General features: G+C 41.3%; 18 protein-coding genes. 2 read left to right on the top strand and 16 right to left on the bottom strand.

The annotated features are described in order from the left end of the window. Position 1: 1 nt before the first annotated feature. From D7Z94_RS22080 to D7Z94_RS22135, 12 genes are all read right to left on the bottom strand, one after another. On the bottom strand, positions 2-1,381 hold the full coding sequence (locus D7Z94_RS22080; protein ID WP_120713812.1) for a sugar porter family MFS transporter: 1,380 nt from the start codon (positions 1,379-1,381) through the stop codon (positions 2-4). A gap of 44 nt (positions 1,382-1,425) precedes the next feature. Further along, positions 1,426-2,484, bottom strand: coding sequence for a mannonate dehydratase (locus tag D7Z94_RS22085; protein WP_120713813.1), 1,059 nt, complete (start codon positions 2,482-2,484; stop codon positions 1,426-1,428). Then, positions 2,484-3,686 carry a CaiB/BaiF CoA transferase family protein gene (locus D7Z94_RS22090; RefSeq protein WP_120713814.1) on the bottom strand — a complete coding sequence of 401 codons (1,203 nt, stop codon included), beginning with the start codon at positions 3,684-3,686 and terminating at the stop codon, positions 2,484-2,486. The genes D7Z94_RS22085 and D7Z94_RS22090 overlap by 1 nt, the downstream gene beginning before the upstream one ends. Before the next feature lie 76 nt (positions 3,687-3,762). After that, on the bottom strand, positions 3,763-4,809 hold the full coding sequence (locus D7Z94_RS22095; protein WP_120713815.1) for a lactonase family protein: 1,047 nt from the start codon (positions 4,807-4,809) through the stop codon (positions 3,763-3,765). Positions 4,810-4,819: 10 nt separating this feature from the next. Continuing rightward, positions 4,820-5,587 carry an enoyl-CoA hydratase/isomerase family protein gene (locus D7Z94_RS22100; protein WP_120713816.1) on the bottom strand — a complete coding sequence of 256 codons (768 nt, stop codon included), beginning with the start codon at positions 5,585-5,587 and terminating at the stop codon, positions 4,820-4,822. Between the two features lies 1 nt (position 5,588). Beyond that, positions 5,589-6,740 (bottom strand): ABC transporter substrate-binding protein, encoded by a 1,152-nt coding sequence (locus D7Z94_RS22105; protein ID WP_120713817.1) that lies wholly within the window; start codon positions 6,738-6,740, stop codon positions 5,589-5,591. A 12-nt stretch (positions 6,741-6,752) separates the two neighbouring features. Next, positions 6,753-7,553: an SDR family NAD(P)-dependent oxidoreductase gene (locus D7Z94_RS22110; RefSeq protein WP_120713818.1), complete on the bottom strand. Its 801-nt coding sequence runs from the start codon at positions 7,551-7,553 to the stop codon at positions 6,753-6,755. A gap of 29 nt (positions 7,554-7,582) precedes the next feature. Next, a complete protein-coding gene (locus tag D7Z94_RS22115; protein WP_120713819.1) occupies positions 7,583-8,008 on the bottom strand; it encodes a cupin domain-containing protein in 426 nt (141 codons plus the stop codon). A 17-nt stretch (positions 8,009-8,025) separates the two neighbouring features. Beyond that, on the bottom strand, positions 8,026-9,486 hold the full coding sequence (locus tag D7Z94_RS22120) for a sugar porter family MFS transporter (RefSeq protein ID WP_120713820.1): 1,461 nt from the start codon (positions 9,484-9,486) through the stop codon (positions 8,026-8,028). A gap of 42 nt (positions 9,487-9,528) precedes the next feature. Further along, entirely contained in the window at positions 9,529-10,224 is a 696-nt protein-coding gene (locus tag D7Z94_RS22125; protein ID WP_120713821.1) for an RraA family protein, read from the bottom strand. 43 nt (positions 10,225-10,267) lie between these two features. Beyond that, positions 10,268-13,879 carry a glycoside hydrolase family 38 N-terminal domain-containing protein gene (locus D7Z94_RS22130; RefSeq protein ID WP_120713822.1) on the bottom strand — a complete coding sequence of 1,204 codons (3,612 nt, stop codon included), beginning with the start codon at positions 13,877-13,879 and terminating at the stop codon, positions 10,268-10,270. Positions 13,880-13,926: 47 nt separating this feature from the next. Further along, on the bottom strand, positions 13,927-14,946 hold the full coding sequence (locus D7Z94_RS22135) for a LacI family DNA-binding transcriptional regulator (RefSeq protein ID WP_120713823.1): 1,020 nt from the start codon (positions 14,944-14,946) through the stop codon (positions 13,927-13,929). Positions 14,947-15,787: 841 nt separating this feature from the next. On the opposite strand from D7Z94_RS22135, the gene D7Z94_RS25875 reads away from it, so the two are divergent. Then, a complete protein-coding gene (locus D7Z94_RS25875) occupies positions 15,788-15,958 on the top strand; it encodes a hypothetical protein (protein ID WP_211341843.1) in 171 nt (56 codons plus the stop codon). A gap of 109 nt (positions 15,959-16,067) precedes the next feature. Further along, positions 16,068-16,199: a hypothetical protein gene (locus tag D7Z94_RS26115; RefSeq protein ID WP_262696940.1), complete on the top strand. Its 132-nt coding sequence runs from the start codon at positions 16,068-16,070 to the stop codon at positions 16,197-16,199. Positions 16,200-16,331: 132 nt separating this feature from the next. Here the strand turns inward: D7Z94_RS26115 and D7Z94_RS22145 are convergent, their stop codons facing one another. From D7Z94_RS22145 to D7Z94_RS22160, 4 genes are read right to left on the bottom strand one after another with little or no spacing between them, the layout of a single operon-like run. Then, positions 16,332-17,609 carry a mandelate racemase/muconate lactonizing enzyme family protein gene (locus tag D7Z94_RS22145; protein WP_120713824.1) on the bottom strand — a complete coding sequence of 426 codons (1,278 nt, stop codon included), beginning with the start codon at positions 17,607-17,609 and terminating at the stop codon, positions 16,332-16,334. A 42-nt stretch (positions 17,610-17,651) separates the two neighbouring features. Beyond that, on the bottom strand, positions 17,652-18,761 hold the full coding sequence (locus D7Z94_RS22150; RefSeq protein ID WP_245967281.1) for a bile acid:sodium symporter family protein: 1,110 nt from the start codon (positions 18,759-18,761) through the stop codon (positions 17,652-17,654). Positions 18,762-18,820: 59 nt separating this feature from the next. Then, a complete protein-coding gene (locus tag D7Z94_RS22155; protein WP_120713825.1) occupies positions 18,821-19,252 on the bottom strand; it encodes a nuclear transport factor 2 family protein in 432 nt (143 codons plus the stop codon). Between the two features lie 41 nt (positions 19,253-19,293). Then, entirely contained in the window at positions 19,294-20,235 is a 942-nt protein-coding gene (locus D7Z94_RS22160; protein ID WP_120714055.1) for an RraA family protein, read from the bottom strand. Positions 20,236-20,240 lie beyond the last annotated feature (5 nt).

Consider the following 20,240-nt stretch of genomic DNA (forward strand, 5'->3'; position numbering starts at 1 on the left):
ATTATCCCTTTTTTGTTAACCAGTAATTCTCTATTTCCTCCAAGGTCTTTCCCTTGGTTTCTGGAAGAACTTTTACGGCCAAGTAAACTGCTGGAATCATGCAGGCTGCAAAAAACCAAAACGTACCATGGGGCTTCAGGTTTTCCAAAAACCAAGGCGTCATCTGCCCAACAAAAGTAGTACCTACCCATACCGCCATAGTAGCCACGGACATTGCCGCACCACGAATTTTCAACGGATATATTTCCGAAAGGAGCACCCATACTACCGGACCAAAAGAGAAAGCAAAACAGGCAATGAAAGTAAGTATGAATGTCATTAAGATATACGTATTATTTACCTCAAAATAGAACAACAGGCCAACTACAACCAGTGAAATCATTATTCCTATTATACCATACGTGAGCAAAGGTTTTCGCCCTAAATCATCAATCTTCCAAAGGGCAACAAAAGTGAACAAGACATTAACGATTCCAATTACCACTTGGCCGCCAAGGGCCTCACCCAACTGCAGACCACCCTCTTCCAGGATTTTTGGTCCGTAGTATATAATGGCATTGATTCCACTTACTTGACTTAGGAGTGCCAATGAAATTCCGATAATCATCGCCAGTTTAAAGGGCCCCGAAAAAACAGCTTTAATCCCGCCAGACTCCTTGGACAGCACGTCTTCAACATTTTGTATTTCGATATCGGCCTCTTCTTTCGTCACGAATCGCAATAAAATGCTTTTGGCCTGTTCCCTTTTCCCTTTCATGGTAAGCCAACGCGGGCTTTTGGGTATGGAGAAAAGTAATAAAAGGAAAAGGGTAGCGGGAATGGTTTCGCTACCTAGCATTGCTCGCCAAACCTCGGCGACAAATATTTTCTGGGTCATTCCTGAAGTAGACGCTAAGCTCTCCGACGTCGAAAGTGATAGCAAATATGCATTAGCAAAATAGGCCACTAGAATACCAAAGGTAATGGCCAGTTGATATAAAGCAACCAACCTTCCTCTTTTCTTGGCGGGAGCTATCTCGGAGATATATAAGGGTGACAACATAGAAGCAATACCTACACCTATGCCACCAAGAATTCTATAGATTACCAAGCTAATGAAAGAACCCGATACCGCACAGCCAATCGCCGAAAGAGCGAAAAATATCCCTGACATAATCAATATATTCTTTCGGCCGAATTTGTCGCTAAGAATACCCGCAACGGAAACCCCTAAAATGGTGCCGACAAGCGCTGAGCTTACATACCAGCCTTCTAAAACCGTATTGAGTTCAAATTGTGTTTTTACAAAACCGATAGTCCCGGAAATAATAGCCGTATCATATCCGAATAAAAAGCCTCCAAGCGCGGCGATTACAGCTAAAAAAGTAACATTGTTTTTCATAATTGGAATTTGTTTTTGGTTATGTATTGGTTTTCACAAATTGCTTATTCCAATAATGAGATGGCTGCCTTCATATAGCCCATAGCATAGGCCATACCGGCATACCATGGTGCATCACAGGTCATTTGTGGTGTATGGTCCGGAATTAAAACCCCATCGAAGTTGTTTTTCTTTAGGATCTTTAAAATTTTGAACATATCGATATCGCCCTCGTCAACGAAAACCTCCTTATAGTGAGGTACTTTGCCTACGATATTTCTAAAATGGATATAACTGATTTTACCTTGCTTACTATATATGTCGGTCGCATCATACACATTACCCTCTGTCATTTCAGCAATGGAGCCCAGGCAGAATTCCAAATTGTTCGATGGGCTCGGATTCATATCGATTAATTTTTGATACATATCGGGTTGATAGACCAGCCTTGGCGTATCCCGAACGTAAGGCATCGGTGGGTCGTCCGGATGCGCTGCCATTTTAACCCCAGCTTCTTCCGCAACGGGTAAAATTTCATCCAAGAAATACTGTAAACGGTTCCAAAGCTCATCATGGTCAATTTTGGGTACGGTACCTTCCGCTACATTTTCGTCATACACCATATTCCAGACCATGCCATTAGGTATCGGGGTGTCATCTCCACCCTCCATACCTACGGAAATGGCTCCTCCCCTTGCGTACGGACCTTGGGTTCTTGCAGCTACTCCCGCCATAGAAAAATTATATCCAAAAGTAGGGATACCTGCCTGGCCAACATTACGAATCAACTGTTTTAGATTTGCCATTTGCAGCTCTTTTTGAGGGCCGTCCAGCAGAATATCGTACCAATGAGCCGGGTCAAAATTTTCTATGGCCTCCAATTCCAACCCGTGGTCGTTGATTTCTTTTTTGATGGCCATCAACTCTTCCAATGACCAAATTTCACTAGGATTTCCGGCCCTTCCCCAACCTTCCTTACCACCGATGGGTTGATCCGAATTTTCTTTATTATGTCCAAAATAGTCCACCAAATGAATCACTAAATGGGTGGCACCACATTGCTTTGCGAATTGATAATGCTCCGTATTGAGCATATGTCTGTATAGACCGAATCCTAGTTTCACTATTCTTTATTTTCAGTTATTAATGCATTTTTTTCATCATCGCCATAATCGCAAAACTCTTCGAGTATTTCTTTGGCATCTTCATTTAAGAGAGGTGCAGATTTGTAAATCTTTTGGGGTGTATCACTAAACCAAACCGGAAAGCCTGTTGTTTTGACCTTGCCAACCCTGGGATGGTCAATTTCAATAATCATTTGATTGTGCTCGATTTGCGGATCTTTGACCATTTCATCAAAGGTATTTACTTGTGAGCACCATATATCTTCCCTCAAAAGAATTTCTAGCCATTCGTCCGTAGTTTTGGACTTGAAAACAGCATCAAAGGCAAAGCGAATTTCGTCCCTGCTTTCCATAATGTTGTTCGATGCAAATTCTTCTGTAGCATACTTCTCTAAACCAATGACCTGTGCCAGTTTTTGTACAGAATTCATTCCAATGGCCACATAGCCGTCTTTGGTATTGTATAGTCCGTAGGGTGCCCCAAGCCAAGGGTTGGGAATGCCACTTTTGCTCCGCTCGGGATTCTCGCCTTTATGTAAATAAGCGGTGACTTCTTGAGTATGAAAACCTACCACAGAGTTCAATAGGTTAGCCTCTATTTTTTGGCCCTTTCCCGTTTGGGAGCGCGAATGAATTGCCGCTAAAACGGATTGATTAATGAATAGACTCGTTAATAGATCCGCCTGACCCACAGCAGTAACCACCGGCATTTGACCTTTTACCCCATTCAACGCTGACCCTCCACCAATAGATTGTGCCAATAAATCCTGACCTGGTCTATGCAAATAAGGACCTGAGGAACCATAACCCGAACTGGAACAATACACCAATCCAGGATTCAATTTTTTCATGTCCTGATAGCCCAACCCAAGTCTTTCCATTACCCCTGGGCGAAAATTTTCGACCAAAATATCTGCCTTGGCAATGATATCAATTGCTACTTTATTGCCTTTTGGGTCTTTTAGATCTAAAGCAATGCTACGCTTATTTCGATTGAAACTTAAAAAAGAAATACTTTCACCGTTCGGGTAAAGGTTGCCATAGGAATAATGCCGCATCCAATCACCTTTCACGGGTTCAATTTTGATGATATCGGCACCCATGTCGCCCAACATCTGTGTAGCCCAAGGGCCTTGTGCCAATTGTGTGAAATCCGCAACGACCAACCCGTTTAAAGGGCCTTCTTTTTCCCTGCTCTCCATTTTATACGAATATGCCGTTGGACGACATCTTTGTTTCTATTTTAAAAATTTGCAAAAACCGTCCCACTACCCAGTTTTAATTTGGAAAAACAACACAAACCGGAGATAGAATTTCTTTGGTACGATAGGCCTCTAACAGCTTTGCATCTTCCCGGATTTTGTAAACTACGGTATCGTGCGAATTTTGATGACAGGCAATCAACCATTGGCCATCAGGGGTTATGTTGAATTCCCGTATTTCCTTTCCTTTTGTATATTGATAATCAATTAACTGTAATTTGTCATCAACAATACCAAAGATGGTTAGCGCATCTAGTTGTCTGTTGGCTACATACAGGTATTTTCCGTTAGGGTGTAGTCGAATTGCCGAAGCACTTGGAACTCCTTGATAATCCTCTGGTAAGGTGGAATAGGTTTTTATTTCTTCAAATGAACCCTCACTATTTTGTAATACTGATACGTTCCCCGTTAATTCATTAAGTGCGTAGGCCAAACTGCCCTCCATGTTAAAAACCATATGCCGCGGACCGCCTCCTTTGGAAACCTCACAATCCCTAGTTTCATTTGGAGTCAATTCCGTTCCTTCTAAATGATAGGCTTTTATCGTATCGATACCTAAATCGCAAACGTAAATATCCTTTTTGTTCGGGTGAATGGCTACTTGATGGGCGTGGGGTGCCTCTTGGCGCTCCTTATTTATACTGGAACCTTTGTGGTCATATCCTTTCTTGGCTTCCATCAGTTTTCCTGAAACGTCCAACGGAAACTGAATTACATTTCCGGTAGCATAACATGCTAATAAGATATTATTTTCGTGGATTACCAGATGGCATGGATACCCCCCTGAAATCGATTGTTCGTTTAAAAACTCCAATGAAAAGTCAGTATTAATCCTATAGGCTCTCACCCTGGGATTCTCACTCTCGTCAAGTTCCGTAACACAATACAGAAATTTAACATCATCACTAATGGCCAAATAGCTCGGATTACGTGTCTTTTCTGTATGTAAGACAACTAATTTACCTGTATCCGGGTTAAGTTGAACGGTGTAAATACCATGCCCTATACCTCCAAAACCGGGTACAATATATTCTGTATAACTACCTATAAAAAAGGTTAACATAGCGGTTCCTTTATGATTTATCAATAAAGTCTTGAATGGCCTTTTTGGCTTCCTTACTGTAAAAAAGCTCGGTTACCGCTTGACCTTCTTCCTCAATTTTTTGACTAAAAGGAATTGGGGAAAGACTTAAATGTGCCAATCTTTTCAATTGTTGGATCGCTCCTGATGGTCTTCGGGTCAGTTTTCCTGCAAAGCGTAAAACTTCGGTATCAAATTCTTCATCCTTATATACATGATTTACGATGCCCCAATCAAAAAGTGCCGACGCACTGTATTGACCACCTGTAAACAACATTTCCTTGGTCCGGTTAATTCCTATTCTTTGAATTAAACGTTGGGTACCACCTCCACCGGGAACCAGACTCAAAAAAACTTCCGGCAAGCCCATTTTCGCAACTTCGGAGGCCAATATCATATCACAGGAGAGTGCTATTTCGAAGCCTCCCCCCAATGCAAATCCATTAACTGCAGCTATCCATGGTTTCGGGGCATGTTCTATGGTTTCATACAATTGTATTCCTCTATCTTGGAAGGCTTTGAACTGCTCCGGAGTCTGACTGCCATATTCCTTTATGTCGGCACCTGCCATGAATGCCCTTCCGGCACCTGTGATTACCGCTACCATTGCCTTGTCGTTCGTATTTATTTCCTCAATACCGGCAATGATTTCATCCATCATTTCCCGATTCATGGCATTGAGTTGATCAGGCCTGTTGAAGCTTAACACGGCAATGCTATCCTTTATTTGTATCGTAATATTTTTGTAGGTACCATTCATATCAGACAATTGATTGGTATAACTGATTCAAGTCTTTCATTACCTTGTGAGATGGACTATTTTTTACCAGATTGTTATGCAATAGCTCTGCCCCCTGTTCTTGAAATTCATTCCACCCCTTATGTCGTGGGCGTACGTATGCTTTTTCCATCGTTGTTCGGGTCTCGTCAAAAAAATCATGACATAGTAAGTTATTGGTAGCACTCTCCCAAGCGATCAAATTACCAGGCTGTCCTCCGTTCTGGGTATACATGTCTTCCTGTGTTTCTGCCCGTGCTACGTAATCCACATAAGCAACCGCCAAGTCCACATGTTTACATTTTGCGGAAACCGCTAATCCGACCCCTCCTAAAATGGTTGAAACGTCATTTGCAGGATTTGTAGGGCTATTGCTGAAATGTACAACATTTTTCGCGTAGCCCTCCCTGGAATAATTGGTATATCCAAATAAAAAGGGGGAATAAATAATTTCATCATTTGCTACCATATAATCCAAAATCTGAATGGGATTCCAGTTCAAGGATTCGGGATGTAGGTGTTTCAAATGTGCTTTTAATTCGTCCCAGACCAGACCACCTAATTTTTCATCAATCCTTCGATTCTCGATAAAATCCTTCCCCCCATCCTGTGCGCATAGTGTCAAAAATGTACACCACAAGTCAGTGGCACATAATGGCCATGCAATGGAATACCTTGTGGGGACCTCTTTGTAAAAGTCAAACAACTTCTCACGTGTACCAGGAAGTTCGAGATGTAAGGTCGAAATCAAATCTCTTCTTGAGGCTGAGACCAAAGCAGCCGCATCGATGGGTAAGGCGTACAAATGACCGTTATAATAATAGGATTCAAAACTTGGCCCGACCGATTGATTCCGATATTCATTTAGTGCAGTTTCCGACAACCTTTCTTCCAATGGTACTAAAAGCTTGTTCGAATGTGCCTGTCCCATATAGGGATGGTCTATGGTAATCAGGTCATACGCATCGATCAAATCCTCAACGGGGATATCCCCAAATTCCTTTAACGAACGGATATCCCATTCGATTCGAACTTCCGGATGCTTTTTGCTGAATACCAACGATGTAGCCCTGAGAGGCTCATACCCTCTAGGGTGGTCCCAAGCAATCCCTTTCAATGTGATTATTTCCGACATGGCCGAAAGTACTTATTTATTTTTTCGTTTAGGTCTAGGATCGTACTGAATTGTATGGTTCATGTAAGCGCCATCCACATAAATATCGGCTCCATTGATGTAATCTGCCAAATCACTGGCCATAAAAACTACGGTATTGGCTACATCCGAGACCTCTCCAATTCTTCCTTGAGGTATCCAGTTTTCGAACTTGTCTTTACCAAATTTGGCGATTTCCTCGCGATTCATATTCGTTTCAACAGCCCCAGGTGCAATAGAAATCACTCGTATGTTTTTATCGGCCAACTCCAATGAAAGGCATTTGGAGAACATTTTTAATCCCGCCTTGGCGGAGCAATAATGTATCAACCCTTTTCTTGGAACCACATCATGAATGGAGGAAATGTTGATAATGACACCGCCGCCCTTATTTTCCATTCTTCGCCCCGCTTGTTGGGAACATAAAAACGGGCCTTTTAAATTGACATCCACTACCCTATCCCAATCCTTTTCTTCCATATCCAAAACGTGGACTACAGTTTCACAACCAGCATTATTCACCAAAATATCGATGTTGCCAATTTCGTTATCCATTTGAATGAACATGGTCTCTACCTCTTTTGTATTGGACACATTTGCTCTACCACAGGTAACATTTACACCATGCTTTTCCTTGATTTCTTTAGTCAATGCCTCGGCCTTCTCCCTGTTCCTGTTATAATTGATAAAAACATCGGCACCACAATGGGCCAATTGCATACAGATTTCAGCGCCTATACCTTGACTACCACCCGTGACCAAGGCTTTTTTACCTCTTAAATCAATATTTTTCATTTCTCAAATTCTTTGCTGACCAATGGATTTCACTTCATTTTATTTGATGAATCAAACAGTTCATTGACCTTATTCTTCAGTTCTTGGACGTATACTTCGTTAAGTTCAAAATACTCAAAATCAGAAATATGGGTATTTGATTTTTCTACAATGATAGTTTCGCACCCTTCTGTCATCGCTATATTATGCCATGTGCCTTGTGGAATATTATAAGTAACATTTGGTTTCATCAATGTTAACTTAAAAGTTACCCCTCCTGCGTTAATAATCGCGCCAATCAATACGGCATTTCCTTTTAACAGTATAAAAACCTCATCCGTTAAATGGTGAACGTCCAATCTTTTGATATTATCAATCTCTTGTTCGGGCATATAATTCAGTTGTGCCACCTGCCAGCCATCCCGTATTAAAAAAGGATGATATCCATTTTCTTTTATTTTATAGGACTCTATCATAGATCTTGGTAGTGATTTTATACATCAATTTTAGATTGGTTGCGTGCACGCCAATATTTTTCAATTTCCTCGAGTGTTTTTCCCCTGGTCTCTGGGACATACTTCCAAATGAACCATATGGCTGGAAGTGTTAATGCGGCGTAAACAAAAAAGGTGCCCGATGGCATAATGTTTTCGATAAGAATGGGATTGGTCAATGTAATGATAAAACCGGTTACCATAAGGGCAAAACTACCAAGGGCGACTGCCAATCCGCGAACCCTGGTCGGGAAGATTTCGCTGATAATGACCCAAACGATGGGACCAAAGGAAAAAGCGAAACTGGCCACGTACATGAGCAAGGGAACAATGACATATTGTGAGCCCAACGCGAATAAAATACCTACTCCCGTTAAGGATAGGAATGCCCCAATAACCCCGATCAACAATAGTTTTCTTCTACCGAATTTTTCAATATTCAAAATGGCCACGAAAGTGAATGCACTGTTTACAACACCCACCAACACAGCACCTAAAAAAGCACTTTCTACACTCTGAACCGATTCATTGATAATATTAGGGGCAAAATACATGATGGCCGCAATACCGCTTAAATGTGAAAACATAGGAAGTAAGATGCCTATCAAAAGAGGAATGCGCAAAAAAGGTTGCAACAATTCCTTGAAACCGCCGGTTTCAATCTTGGTCATTTCCTTTATTTCACTCATGGCAGATTGGGCATATTCCAAACCGTTTATTTTCACCATAATATCCATCGCCTCTTCATGTCGACCTTTAGTAATCAACCAACGTGGTGTTTCTGGGACAATGAAAAGTAAAAACAGGAATATGAGCGCAATAGGTATTTCCGTACCGAACATGCCCCGCCAGAGCTCCTCCACGAATAGCCAATTCCAAAATTCAGAAGGTTTACCAGAGATAACACCTGCCAAATCTCCCGCTTGGTTCAGTACAATCCAATCGATAAGAAACGCCAATAGAATTCCCAAGGTGATAGAGAGTTGGTACAGCGACACCATTTTACCCCGGTTCTGGGGCAAAGAAAGTTCGGATATATAGATAGGGGCCACAACGGAGGTTACGCCTACACCGATTCCGCCAATTATACGAACCACAATCAACAGGTTAAAGGCCATATCAACATCGGAAGTAAACCAGTGAGCATTTGTTAAATCACCCAAAAACTGGGGCGGCAACATGGAACCCATTGCCGAAAGCGTTAGACAAACTGCGGCCAAAATAAGTGCTTTTTTCCTGCCGAGTTTATCCGTAATGGATCCTGCGACAATACAACCAAAAATAGTACCTAGCAAAGCCGATGAAACTACCCAACCCAACTCGGCCGCGGACAATTCAAAATGTTGCTCCAAAAAAGCGTTACAACCCGAAATAATGGCCGTGTCATATCCGAAAAGAAAACCTCCAATAGTGGACACAAAACTGATTCCCAATAAGTAGTTCGAATTTTTGGCCTTCATAAATTATCCTAAATTACATGGTTGGTCAATACGGCTCATTATCTACATAATTCCGAACTTATTGAAGGCATCAACCGTACTCATACCGTCCTGCAAGGCTTTTTTCACCAATTGTTCGCCACGCGCTTTTTCAATAGCCCCGGTAAAAGCTTCATCTACCGCTTCTTTTGGCACGATTAATACTCCATCCAAATCTCCATAAACCATATCCCCGGGACGGATTCGTATACCGCCAATCTCTATAGGAACCCTATAATCGATTACCTTTCCCCTAGGGCCTTGATCTTGGGCATAACCCCCGTAAGAAAATGTTGGGAAATCCAAATTCAAAATTTCTTTTGTATCCCTGGACCATCCGTTTACAACGGCACCTGCACCACCAAGTTTAATAGCCCTTGTACTCATTAGTCCCCCCCAAAGGGCATATTCCGGCGAGGCACCGGAACAGATATAAACCTCACCTTCCTTTAAACTGTCCAAAGCTTCGAACATAATCCCGAACGGCTTTTGCATTATGGGGTTATGGGTACTATCGGAGACTTCCTCAAACACGTCCGCCTCCAAAACGGGCATTGCCCTTCCTATGAGCACAAAATCATTATTCAAAGGTTTTATATTAGGTGGAAGAAACTGGTGCAAATACCCCATTTTATCCAAAACATCGCCTACAAGTGCTACAAAAAGCTCTTTTTTCGCTATTTCGTACAGTTCACTATCATTTTTCCAAAATGTCTTCATTCACAAGTTTTAATCGTTTAAATCACGTCGAATTTCCTTAAAACTATTTATTCACCTCTAAACTAAAGGTCTCAATGGCATATTTACCAAGCTGTAATTCAGGAGATACCGGTTTAGGGTCTTCCTCTATAATATTGGTCTGCCTATATGATTTGATATCGAAATAGGAGGAAACATTTACCTTTTCATCACTATCTTTTACATTATACATTCGCGCAATGATATCTTCGGAATCTTCCGCTTTTTTTATGGTCGATATCATTACATCTTCAGTATCTATAGCAAAGAAGCTTAAAGATTCCGGTAAGAACGCTTTTGTTGAAGTATCCGGATGTAAAACTACATGCAAAGGTTCATTTTTTTGTTTGGCAATTTTTTGGCCCTGGATACTTCCGGCCTTATTCGATGTCAGCACATTATGAAAATTGTGATTGCCGGCCTGGGAATATTCATTGCCCTCCCAGTGACATGAGGTCCTACTGGCCAACAATATATTTTGTAAGACGGCCTTACCCGAACTATGTTCCGTGGGGTCAATCCAATCTGCAGCTGCGACCGAAGAACTAAGGGTAACCGAAATCTCATTATCTGTAGCCGAAATCCAATCTATTATGGCCCTTGGGTGTACATCCTTACAAAGTGGGGTATAGCGCTCACCAGCGGTCTTAATTTCATCCTTGCCCACACGTACCCTTCCAAAAGGAACTTCATGGGCAATTTCTGCATTGTCCATGTTTACAGGAAAAGCGGTTCTAAACTCGCGATATAACTTACCCGACCAATTGCGCAGTGTAACATCAAAATAAATGCGCTTTAAATCATGATACAGGGTAACATCCTGTCTTACAATGGCATGTAGAATTTTTTGTTCCAATCTGTATTTGGTAAAGACAGGGCCATTCTCCAAGATTTCCCATTCTGGATCGTGCAAACTCACCTTGTCAAAATCTACCATACTGGGTTGTTGTACATCTCCGAATTCACCTGCACCATTTCCTACGGATTGCAAAGTGAAAACATCCCCTGCCTTAAAGTTATCGGTCGTAAAAAGTTCTTTTTTAAGCTCCTTATCGTACACCTGCGCTATGCCTCCCTTTTCAAAACTAACCTTGTAAAAAGGGTTTTCATAAGAAGAGGTATTTGCCATTTTTCCATCCGTTAAAGCGGTCGTTTTATCATCTTTTAGATAATAGGTAGCATATCCAATGGAGGGTATTCCTTCAGCAATAAAGGTGATTTCGGCACTTTTAAGGCTTCCATCATCGTGGTATTCCGCATTACCGGTTTGTATTGGGATTTTTTTTTTGTCCGAAGTAAGGACAGTCACATTTCTAATATCCCCTTTGGCAAAATTAACAGATGTGGTCACTGGATCGGTTCTCTCCCATGAAAGACTATTGAACAATACTATGGGAATCCCTAGTTTTTCGTTCTTTTTAATCCGACTGGAAATGAAATCGACACCTTTGTTCAAAAGGGTTCGGCCCATGGTCCTGGATTTTACAAGGTTCTCCTTAAATAAGTTATCGGTAATATCACCGTCATGACCACCCCAACCGTGGTCCGGATAAATTTTGGCCTGCCAGGCCTCATCGAATTCCTCAAACGGATACCGCATTTTTTGAGGGTCGATAATATTAGCTATGGAGTGGAACTTTTCTGCCGCCGGAAGTAACTTCGAAGCTTCCCTACTGGCCGTAAGCGCGTCATGATGTCCAGGTCCATGAATATACACCCAAACATTGGGACGTTCCCCCATAATGGTATCTACCTGAGTTGCTTTTTTTTCTGCCAAGGGCATAAACTCATCCATCGTCATTAGTTCCATTTTAGGAAGGAACACATCTTTTTCAGTTCCCTTTTCATCTTCCAAGGAATCAAAAGAATTCCATGAATCTATAAATCCGGAGTAATCGATTGCAGGAAGCATATCCTGACTTGACAGCAGCGGCGTTTGAATTTCACCTCCTTTAAAATTCTTTTCCCAGTACAACACCTGCTCCGCGCCATACTTCATTTTATTGTTCAGATCTCTAGAAAGGTAAAGCAAATCATTGCCGTAGTGGCCAGGCGAATAGGTAAAGACCGAGCTGCCATCCGGACTTGCCCAATGGAACATTCCCTTGGCATGCCTACTGATTACCATATAATCTACCCCGGCTTTTTTTAGAATTTGTGGGGTTTGCAATGATTTGCCGGGTACATCCACATTCCAATACACCTTGGAGTCATATCCTCCAAAAGTCTTTTTCACCCATTTTTTACCCAAGTATAGCTGCCTCACTTGATCCTCGGCATCATACATATCTTCATAAGGGCAGTTATACGTGGCTCCCACGGATATTAATTTTTTATTTAGCAGGGTAGTCAATTGTTCTTTGGAATCTGGATGCCTTTCCAAGTATTCCCGTAACATTAATCCATCTTCGATATCAAAACCGTAATCATCGCGAATAAAGGCATCCTTTAGTACAGGCTTTAGCAACAAGGTGTCTCGCAGAATGATACAGACTTCGGGGCGGTCTACCCAAGCAATATCCTGATGACTTGAATTCATGATGGAAACCAATCCGTCCTCGTATTTTTTGTCAAAAAAGTCATCGTAAGTCTCAAAAAACTCAGGCTTATATAATTTGGTCAAAGAAGCAAACCAACCGTTATTGTAGTTGGTCCTATGATGGTAGAGGTACTTTCCCCTGATATCCGTTTTCGACATTGTACCATCACCTTTTTCAAATTCGAGTGCAATTTCAGTATCATCATAAACAATGGTGAAGCTATTCTTGGGTGCTTCTATCGCAAACGATGCTTTAGAAAGTTCACCTTGTGCTTTAAATGTTTTACGCTTACTTTTTTTGCCATCACTAACCAAATAGACCTGTTTCCCAGAAAAATGCGTCGGCGCATCTACATAGAGTACATCATTTTTTTGTTTGATTACAAAAGCGGCTTCCGTAAAGACCGATTTTTTAATTCGCTCTACCGCATCGGTGGCCTTAAAAATCATGACCCAACAATTGGAGTTCTTTTTATGGCCATTAAACTTTATTTTGGCGCTTTTTCCTTTTTGAATGTAGGACGTTGGAACCGTTAAACGGAATACACCTATACCATCGCCATTACCATCCCTTCTCACAAGAATATATTCCGCAGCGCCATTACCGGGATTGTCAGTGACTGAAAGTGTTCCATCCTCATTAGAGTTAAAGGTCAATAGTGGTTGGTCATTCACATGAATATCAAAAGATTCCCTTAGGTTAAGGTCTATATCACTTAACATTAAAAAAGTTACCTTATCCGTTGCATAATTTTCCGGCACCTCTCCTGTAAGAAATTCAAAGCCCATTTCGCCGGTGGTAGCCCTAGCGATCATGGATACGTTAATATCCTCTCGGAGTGAGGGATATAGAAAGAACTCCGACCCGGAAAGCATTTCCTTGTAGCCCTCAATGTCATTTTTCCCAATGTTGTATAAACGATGGTTTACATTCAACTCTTGAATATGTCCATTTCCGCCGCCTTCATGGAAAGGTGTATTAAAAGATTTACTCGGGGTAGGTTCATCTGGATTTGCAAATGCACTGCCGATTACAAAAAGAGAAAAGCATATACTGCATGCTATTCTAAGAACTAAATGGCGACTTTGATGTTTCATGAGAACGTTTTTTTAATTGACTAAATCGGTTTAGTTTTCCAATAAATTTAAACCCCGCAAGATTTTCTAATCAATAGTTGGGTTTGTAATATGCTTTGGTTTTCAATCTTTATATTCTTCTTTTCAATATCGTTGACCAAAATCTCAACAGCGAGATTTCCAATATCATCTACCGGCTGCTTACTGGTGCTAATCGGTGGGTCTACCAAATCAAAGGCACCAAGTTCATCAAAACTGATTATTGCCACTTCGCTTGGCACCTTAACATCCAATAGTTTGAGTTCCCTAAGCCCAGAAGCGGCCAGGTAATGGGTAGTAAACACAATGGCATCTATGCCTGTTAATCCGCTGACCATATCCTTGATTGCATCTTTCATTTCGGATTTATACGCAAACGGATCTAATTCCTTCAGTATTCCGGCGTTGATTTCGAGACCCTCCTCTACAAGAGCCGTTTCATAGCCCAAACGCCTTTGTAGTATGGCATCCAATTCACTTTTTATACTGACCAAGCCTATATTCCTTCTCCCATTTTTCAACAAGTGTTGGGTCATGTTTTTTGAACCTCCAAAATTGTCAACGATTACATAGTTGGTTTTAATATCCGGGTAATGTCTATCGATCAACACAAATGGGAAATTGGCCTCCCTTAATTTTAAGATTTCATCTTTATTCTTTTGAGTGGAAGCGATAATCAATCCATCAACTTGTCTATTCAACATAGAGTACATCAATTCCTTTTCCATCTTGGCGTCTTCATTGGAACTACTGAATACAACGTTGTACCCAAGTGTCTTCGCCCTGAGTTCGATGTGATGGGCAATCCTAGCATAAAAAATATCGGAAATGTTGGGCACGATCAAACCAATGGTCTCACTTTTTCCCAAGCTTAATCCTCTGGCCATCTGATTGGGCCGGTAATTATTTTTTTGGGCAAAATCCAGAATCCTCTTCTGGGTCTCCTTGCTGATTTTGTTCTCGTCTCCCCTATTGTTCAGCACTAAGGAAACTGCCGTCTTGGACAGGTTCAACTCCGCTGCGATATCTTTTAGAAAAATCTTCTTCAATTTAACTAAACCGATTTAGTCAATTACTCAAAAGTATGAAATTTTTGTTGATTTCAAAGATTATTTTTTACAAAAAAGATACCGCAAATTAAACCCAATCAAGAGATTGTTTCTATTAAACTATCGTTGGAAACAATGGCCGAACACATTCTTACTAATGTTGCACGCTATTCTGTAATCTTGCAATTGTTATACCTTCTCCAGCCTGCCTACATCGCATTTGGGAAAAGTAGTGTCAAATAGTATAAATAGGAAAGAAATAAAAAAACCACGTGAAACGATCGTTTCACGTGGTTTTCATCCTACCTAAATGGTGGTTCGTCGGGGTGGCAGGAACTTGGCCCATCTCTCCTATCTCTTTATTGTCGGTGTCTCTAGGATTTAGCAATAGTATAGGTAACCGAATAGGTAACTTTTTATTTGATTTAACTTACGTTAAGTTGTTATTCAAGATAAGAAATATCTTCTACTAAATTCAAATTTCTACTCTAAGACCTACTTCACTAGAATTAGTAGCTAATGGGTTCAAAATCCAGTTTCCTCGGAGTGTATGTTCAATTTTCTCCTCGAGTTCTAGATGTTATTTCAATAGTTGGAATGGTTATGCGAAAAAGACTATCCTGGCTTACTTTCAATATTGGAAATTCGATATTTAGAGTGTCCAAAATATTTCCATACGGCACTCTCAAAAATGAAAAGATTTTCCTTTTTTTTTAGACCTTAAGTTACCATATGATTTTTTGTTTTATTCGGACAGATTGATAGTTACATATTCAAAACCATCCTAAAATTCAATTATGAACGATTTAAGAAAAACCCTATCGTCTTTCTGTTTCTAGGATTGGCCCATAGTGCATTTACCCAACAAATCGCAAAAGAAGAACTTATTTTCTTGACTCCAGAATGGGAGGGTGAAGATGGCAGACCTTACGCGTCGGATGCAATTTTACAACGAATGAAACAGGTTACCCCAAAAGAGGCGTGGGCGGTCTTAAAAGAAGATGATTTTTAATATCCGTATGCTGAAGGCTGGCAGATGATTAACCCCGATAGTGTTTTGGTAGGAAGGGCCGTAACTGCCGTTTTTTTACCCGGTTGCCCTGACATTCATCGGGTCATTGATGAGCGAGGACATAATCAAGATGGTCGTTAAAGGCGATGTCTATGTCGCAGATCAGTTTGGAGTGCATGTCGACGGACCGACCATAGCCGATGGTCTGATGAAATCGAGAAAGATTTTTCACAATGGCTAAACGATCATATCGATGAACTTCCAGTACCGAAAGAGTAAATCAAAGAGTTACTGAAAACCCGTACTTGGTAACTATTGTTCATAGTTCCATATATAGGATTTTTGAAGCTTTTTCTTCTTAATTTTTTATTCGCTATTTAAAAAATGGCACGTCCTTTACGGCATATTTACGCATTCCCTCTTCATTGATTTCTACACCAATTCCGGGTTTCTCCGATAACGTAATAAAACCGTTCTCTACCATTGGCCCATCAAAAGTGACAATCTCTTTGAACATTGGATTCTTATGAAAATAAATCTGCCATTCCAAAATCATAAAATTGGGTACGGAAGCACAGACATGGCAAGAGGCCATAGCGCCTAAATATGAGGCCACCATATGCGGTGAAAACGGCACATAATATAAGTTAGCTAGGTTGGCGATACGTTGAGCTTCGCCAAGACCACCGGCTTTTTGAAGATCTGGCATGATGACATCGACGGCACCAGCCTCTAGCAGGGGTCTAAATCCATACGCGAGATAGTGGTTTTCGCCAGCGCAAATAGGCGTACTGGTCGAATCGGTAATTTTTTTATACGCCTCAACATTTTCAGCAGGTATTGGTTCTTCAAGCCACATCATGCCCAAAGGTTCCAAAACCTTGGCAACACGTTCTCCCGTTGTAGTATCGTATCGGCCATGCATATCGGCACAAATATCAATATTGGGGCCAACGGCTTCACGTGCAGCAGCCATTTGGTCATACATACGTTGAATTTCTGCAGGACTAGCCGTCCAGTTATAGGCGTCATACTTGTTGGGATCTTTTGATTGATCCAAATCGAATTTTATAGCGGTAAATCCCATTTCAACGGCTTCTTTCGCTGATGCGGCAAAATCTTCTGGCTTGGGCAGCTTATTTTGATACAGAGCGGTATCCATATACACCCTTATTTTATCCCTGAACTTGCCTCCCAACAATTGATACACAGGAAGATCCAAAGCTTTTCCTGCCAAATCCCAAAGGGCCGATTCCACCGCAGTCAATACGGAAACATACATACCCGCCTGTGCGCCTTCGAAAAAACCCCTACGTCGTAAATCTTCAAAAAGACGATGTACATTCAACGGATTTTTTCCTTTCAATCGCTCACTAAAAATCTTTACTAAATGATACGTTCCAGGCGTGGCATCCACACCTTCCCCATGGCCTACAATATCTTGATTGGAATATATCTTAACGAACAAGCTATGGCCACCACGAATATATCCACACTTTATATCGGTTATCTTCAGATCTTTCGGGGCGGACATTTTTGGCGTGTGATCAATTGCCCTTTCATATTCCTTTCCATAACTTACAAAAGGTAATGCCGTCAATGCGGTTGTTGCAGCTGCCTTGGTCAAAAAATCTCTTCGTGAATTTTTCATAGTATCTTTTTAAGATAGATGTTATATAAAAGTCGTCGTGGACTACACTTTTTCGGAAACTACATCTTCAGAAACTTCAATGGTTTTTCCATGCCAGTATGAAGCCAAAATCGATCCGGTAATATTCATTAATGGTCCAAACACCGCCGGTGCGAGACCCATAGTGGCAATCTTTCCCAATGAATTGGCGATACCGGAAGCCAATCCGCCGTTCTGCATTCCAACCTCAATGGCAATGGTTCGAGAATCTTGCTCGGTCATTTTGAAAAGACGGGCGTACCAATAACCAAGAGCATAGCCAAAAAGGTTATGAATCAATACCAAGACCATCAAAATGCCACCGATATCCAAAAGGCTGTCCCTGCCCGCCGCCGTGATAATCGTGATAATGATGCCGATGGCCAACATCGAAATAATGGGCATCGCCCTATCGAGCCATTTGGCCTTGTCGCCACGCAATCTGTTGAACAAAAGTCCCGCACCGATAGGAAGGATTATCATCTTTATAATACTCCACATCATGGTCAGAATATCGATCTCTATAAATTCGCCAGCTAAAAACTTCATTAAAACGGGCGTAATAAATGGGGCAAGTAGTGTAGCAATCGATGTGATGGTAATCGATAGAGCCACATTGGCATTTGCCAGATAGGCCATAACGTTCGAGGCGACTCCGCTCGGGGAACATCCTATCAAGACGATGCCTGCAGCGATCTCAGGTGGAAAATCGCTTATTTTTGCCAACGCAAAACCTACAAGCGGCATTATCATAAGTTGCGCGGATACGCCGATGAACACTCCCTTAGGCGTTTTGAATACTGCCGCAAAATCGTTTACGCTCATCGAGGTACCCATACCGAACATAATAATCTGGATCAAGGGTATGATTAACACGGTCAATTTAAAACCTCCTATTTCCGTAAACAAATTCGGGTAGTACAACGCGGCCACAACCCCAGCAAATATCATGACGGTAAACACCAAATTTTTAAAGGCCTTTAATCCGCTAAAACCGAAGGCCAAGAGGGCAAAAAAGGCCAAGAAAAAAATACCGGCCTCCGAAATGTTCTCCATGAAAATTTTCCAAAGGATAATCAATAACAAGAGTGCGGCCAAGCCTAAGGAAATTGAATAAATAGTGCTTTTTTTCACGGTATTCTCAAGTTTGGTTTTTGATGGAAACTAGACCTGTCAGGTCTCTAGATTGGCCTTTACAACTTATAGGCTTGTCTTCCTAAAAGTTTCCAGTCACCATTTTGTTTTTGAAAGGTCATTAAATTTCCTATACGCACATTGGTCGGTTTCCCGTCGTTTAAGGCATGGGTAACGAAAATATGCCGGACCAAAGCAACATCGCCTGATATGATGATTTTCTGTTCTTCTGGCGTTATCGAAATATAATCGAAGCTTCCATTGATGACTGCATCGATAAACTGTACCTTATCTTCTATTGTACCGCTAGAATGACCATAGTTAAGCTTATCAGATGTCAGGTTTTCCAATATGGACTTATCCTTATCGACCATTGCCTGATAAATCGCATCCACTTTTGTTGCTACCTCGCTGCTGGTTTCAGGTGTTTGACCATAGGCAGAGAACACACAAAAGGCAATTAAAATCAGTGAACTATGTAGATATCTCATTCTCGTTTTTTTAAGACACGCCCGTCAATTCAGATTCGCAATTAGTATCGCGCTTTACCCGAATTCAAATAATCGTTGAGTTCTTTTCGGGTCATTGGCAATTTACTATCAGGATATTTCTTGAGCCAATCCCTGAAATCGGCCTTTATTTCATCCGTCCATTTGGTATCGATTTGACCCGCGGTATATCTTTTTTCACGTAATCGTTGAAAACCGAATTGATCTCGAAGACCTACAATTTCGGATGATAACACCAGTTCATCGGCCAAGTGTGCCGGTATAAAAATAGTGCCATGGGCATTTGCGAGAACTACATCCCCAGGTAAAACTATCGCCCTGCCGATCCGAATGGGTGTATTGATATTCGTCAGCATTTGCTCGGCAAGATAAGAAGGGTCCGAACCTTTGTGCCATCCGTTAAAGCCTTCTATATCCAAAAGTCCCGCCACATCTCTTACACTTCCGTAGAAAATATAGCCGTTTTGGGAATTGGTATAAATGGCATTGCCCAAGTTAGAACCAATCAATGTGCCATCAATAATTCTGTTGTATCCATCGGCCACATACACGTCGCCAGGTTTCAACATTTGAATGGGCCACGAATTACTGCCACCGATAGTATCTCGTTTTTCCTTGGCTCCTTTTTGTTTAACCAATTCTTTATAGTCGGGTCGTAAGGGCATATATTGAACTGTAACCACACGACCGGTCATCACACTATCGGGATGTAATATTTCCCATTCACCCTCATATTGGTTGTGATAGCCTTTTCCTCGCAAATAGCCCCAAGCTTCCTCTATCTGAATATTTTTCATTCGCTTTAAGAGCGCATCGGACACTTTGGGCCTTCCGTCTTCAAAACGTTCGCCCTGCCAATCTTTGGTCAGTTCTTTGATGTATTCCGGTGTAGAAGCAACCCCTTGAGATTTCATCTGGAAAAAAGAAAAAAGACAGATTGCAAGTAAAAGTATTTTTTTGTTCATTTTCA

The organism is Ulvibacterium marinum, assembly GCF_003626755.1.
In the GTDB taxonomy this organism is placed as follows: Bacteria; Bacteroidota; Bacteroidia; order Flavobacteriales; family Flavobacteriaceae; genus Ulvibacterium; species Ulvibacterium marinum.

Excerpts from the sequence above, each read along its gene's own strand:
- D7Z94_RS22100 (WP_120713816.1), bottom strand. The coding sequence starts at position 5,587 with ATGAATGGTACCTACAAAAATATTACGATACAAATAAAGGATAGCATT.
- D7Z94_RS22115 (WP_120713819.1), bottom strand. The coding sequence starts at position 8,008 with ATGATAGAGTCCTATAAAATAAAAGAAAATGGATATCATCCTTTTTTA.
- D7Z94_RS22095 (WP_120713815.1), bottom strand. The coding sequence starts at position 4,809 with ATGTTAACCTTTTTTATAGGTAGTTATACAGAATATATTGTACCCGGT.
- D7Z94_RS22160 (WP_120714055.1), bottom strand. The coding sequence starts at position 20,235 with ATGAACAAAAAAATACTTTTACTTGCAATCTGTCTTTTTTCTTTTTTC.
- D7Z94_RS22110 (WP_120713818.1), bottom strand. The coding sequence starts at position 7,553 with ATGAAAAATATTGATTTAAGAGGTAAAAAAGCCTTGGTCACGGGTGGT.
- D7Z94_RS22080 (WP_120713812.1), bottom strand. The coding sequence starts at position 1,381 with ATGAAAAACAATGTTACTTTTTTAGCTGTAATCGCCGCGCTTGGAGGC.
- D7Z94_RS22130 (WP_120713822.1), bottom strand. The coding sequence starts at position 13,879 with ATGAAACATCAAAGTCGCCATTTAGTTCTTAGAATAGCATGCAGTATA.
- D7Z94_RS22105 (WP_120713817.1), bottom strand. The coding sequence starts at position 6,740 with ATGTCGGAAATAATCACATTGAAAGGGATTGCTTGGGACCACCCTAGA.
- D7Z94_RS22125 (WP_120713821.1), bottom strand. The coding sequence starts at position 10,224 with ATGAAGACATTTTGGAAAAATGATAGTGAACTGTACGAAATAGCGAAA.
- D7Z94_RS22090 (WP_120713814.1), bottom strand. The coding sequence starts at position 3,686 with ATGGAGAGCAGGGAAAAAGAAGGCCCTTTAAACGGGTTGGTCGTTGCG.
- D7Z94_RS26115 (WP_262696940.1), top strand. The coding sequence starts at position 16,068 with ATGAGCGAGGACATAATCAAGATGGTCGTTAAAGGCGATGTCTATGTC.
- D7Z94_RS22155 (WP_120713825.1), bottom strand. The coding sequence starts at position 19,252 with ATGAGATATCTACATAGTTCACTGATTTTAATTGCCTTTTGTGTGTTC.
- D7Z94_RS22145 (WP_120713824.1), bottom strand. The coding sequence starts at position 17,609 with ATGAAAAATTCACGAAGAGATTTTTTGACCAAGGCAGCTGCAACAACC.
- D7Z94_RS22120 (WP_120713820.1), bottom strand. The coding sequence starts at position 9,486 with ATGAAGGCCAAAAATTCGAACTACTTATTGGGAATCAGTTTTGTGTCC.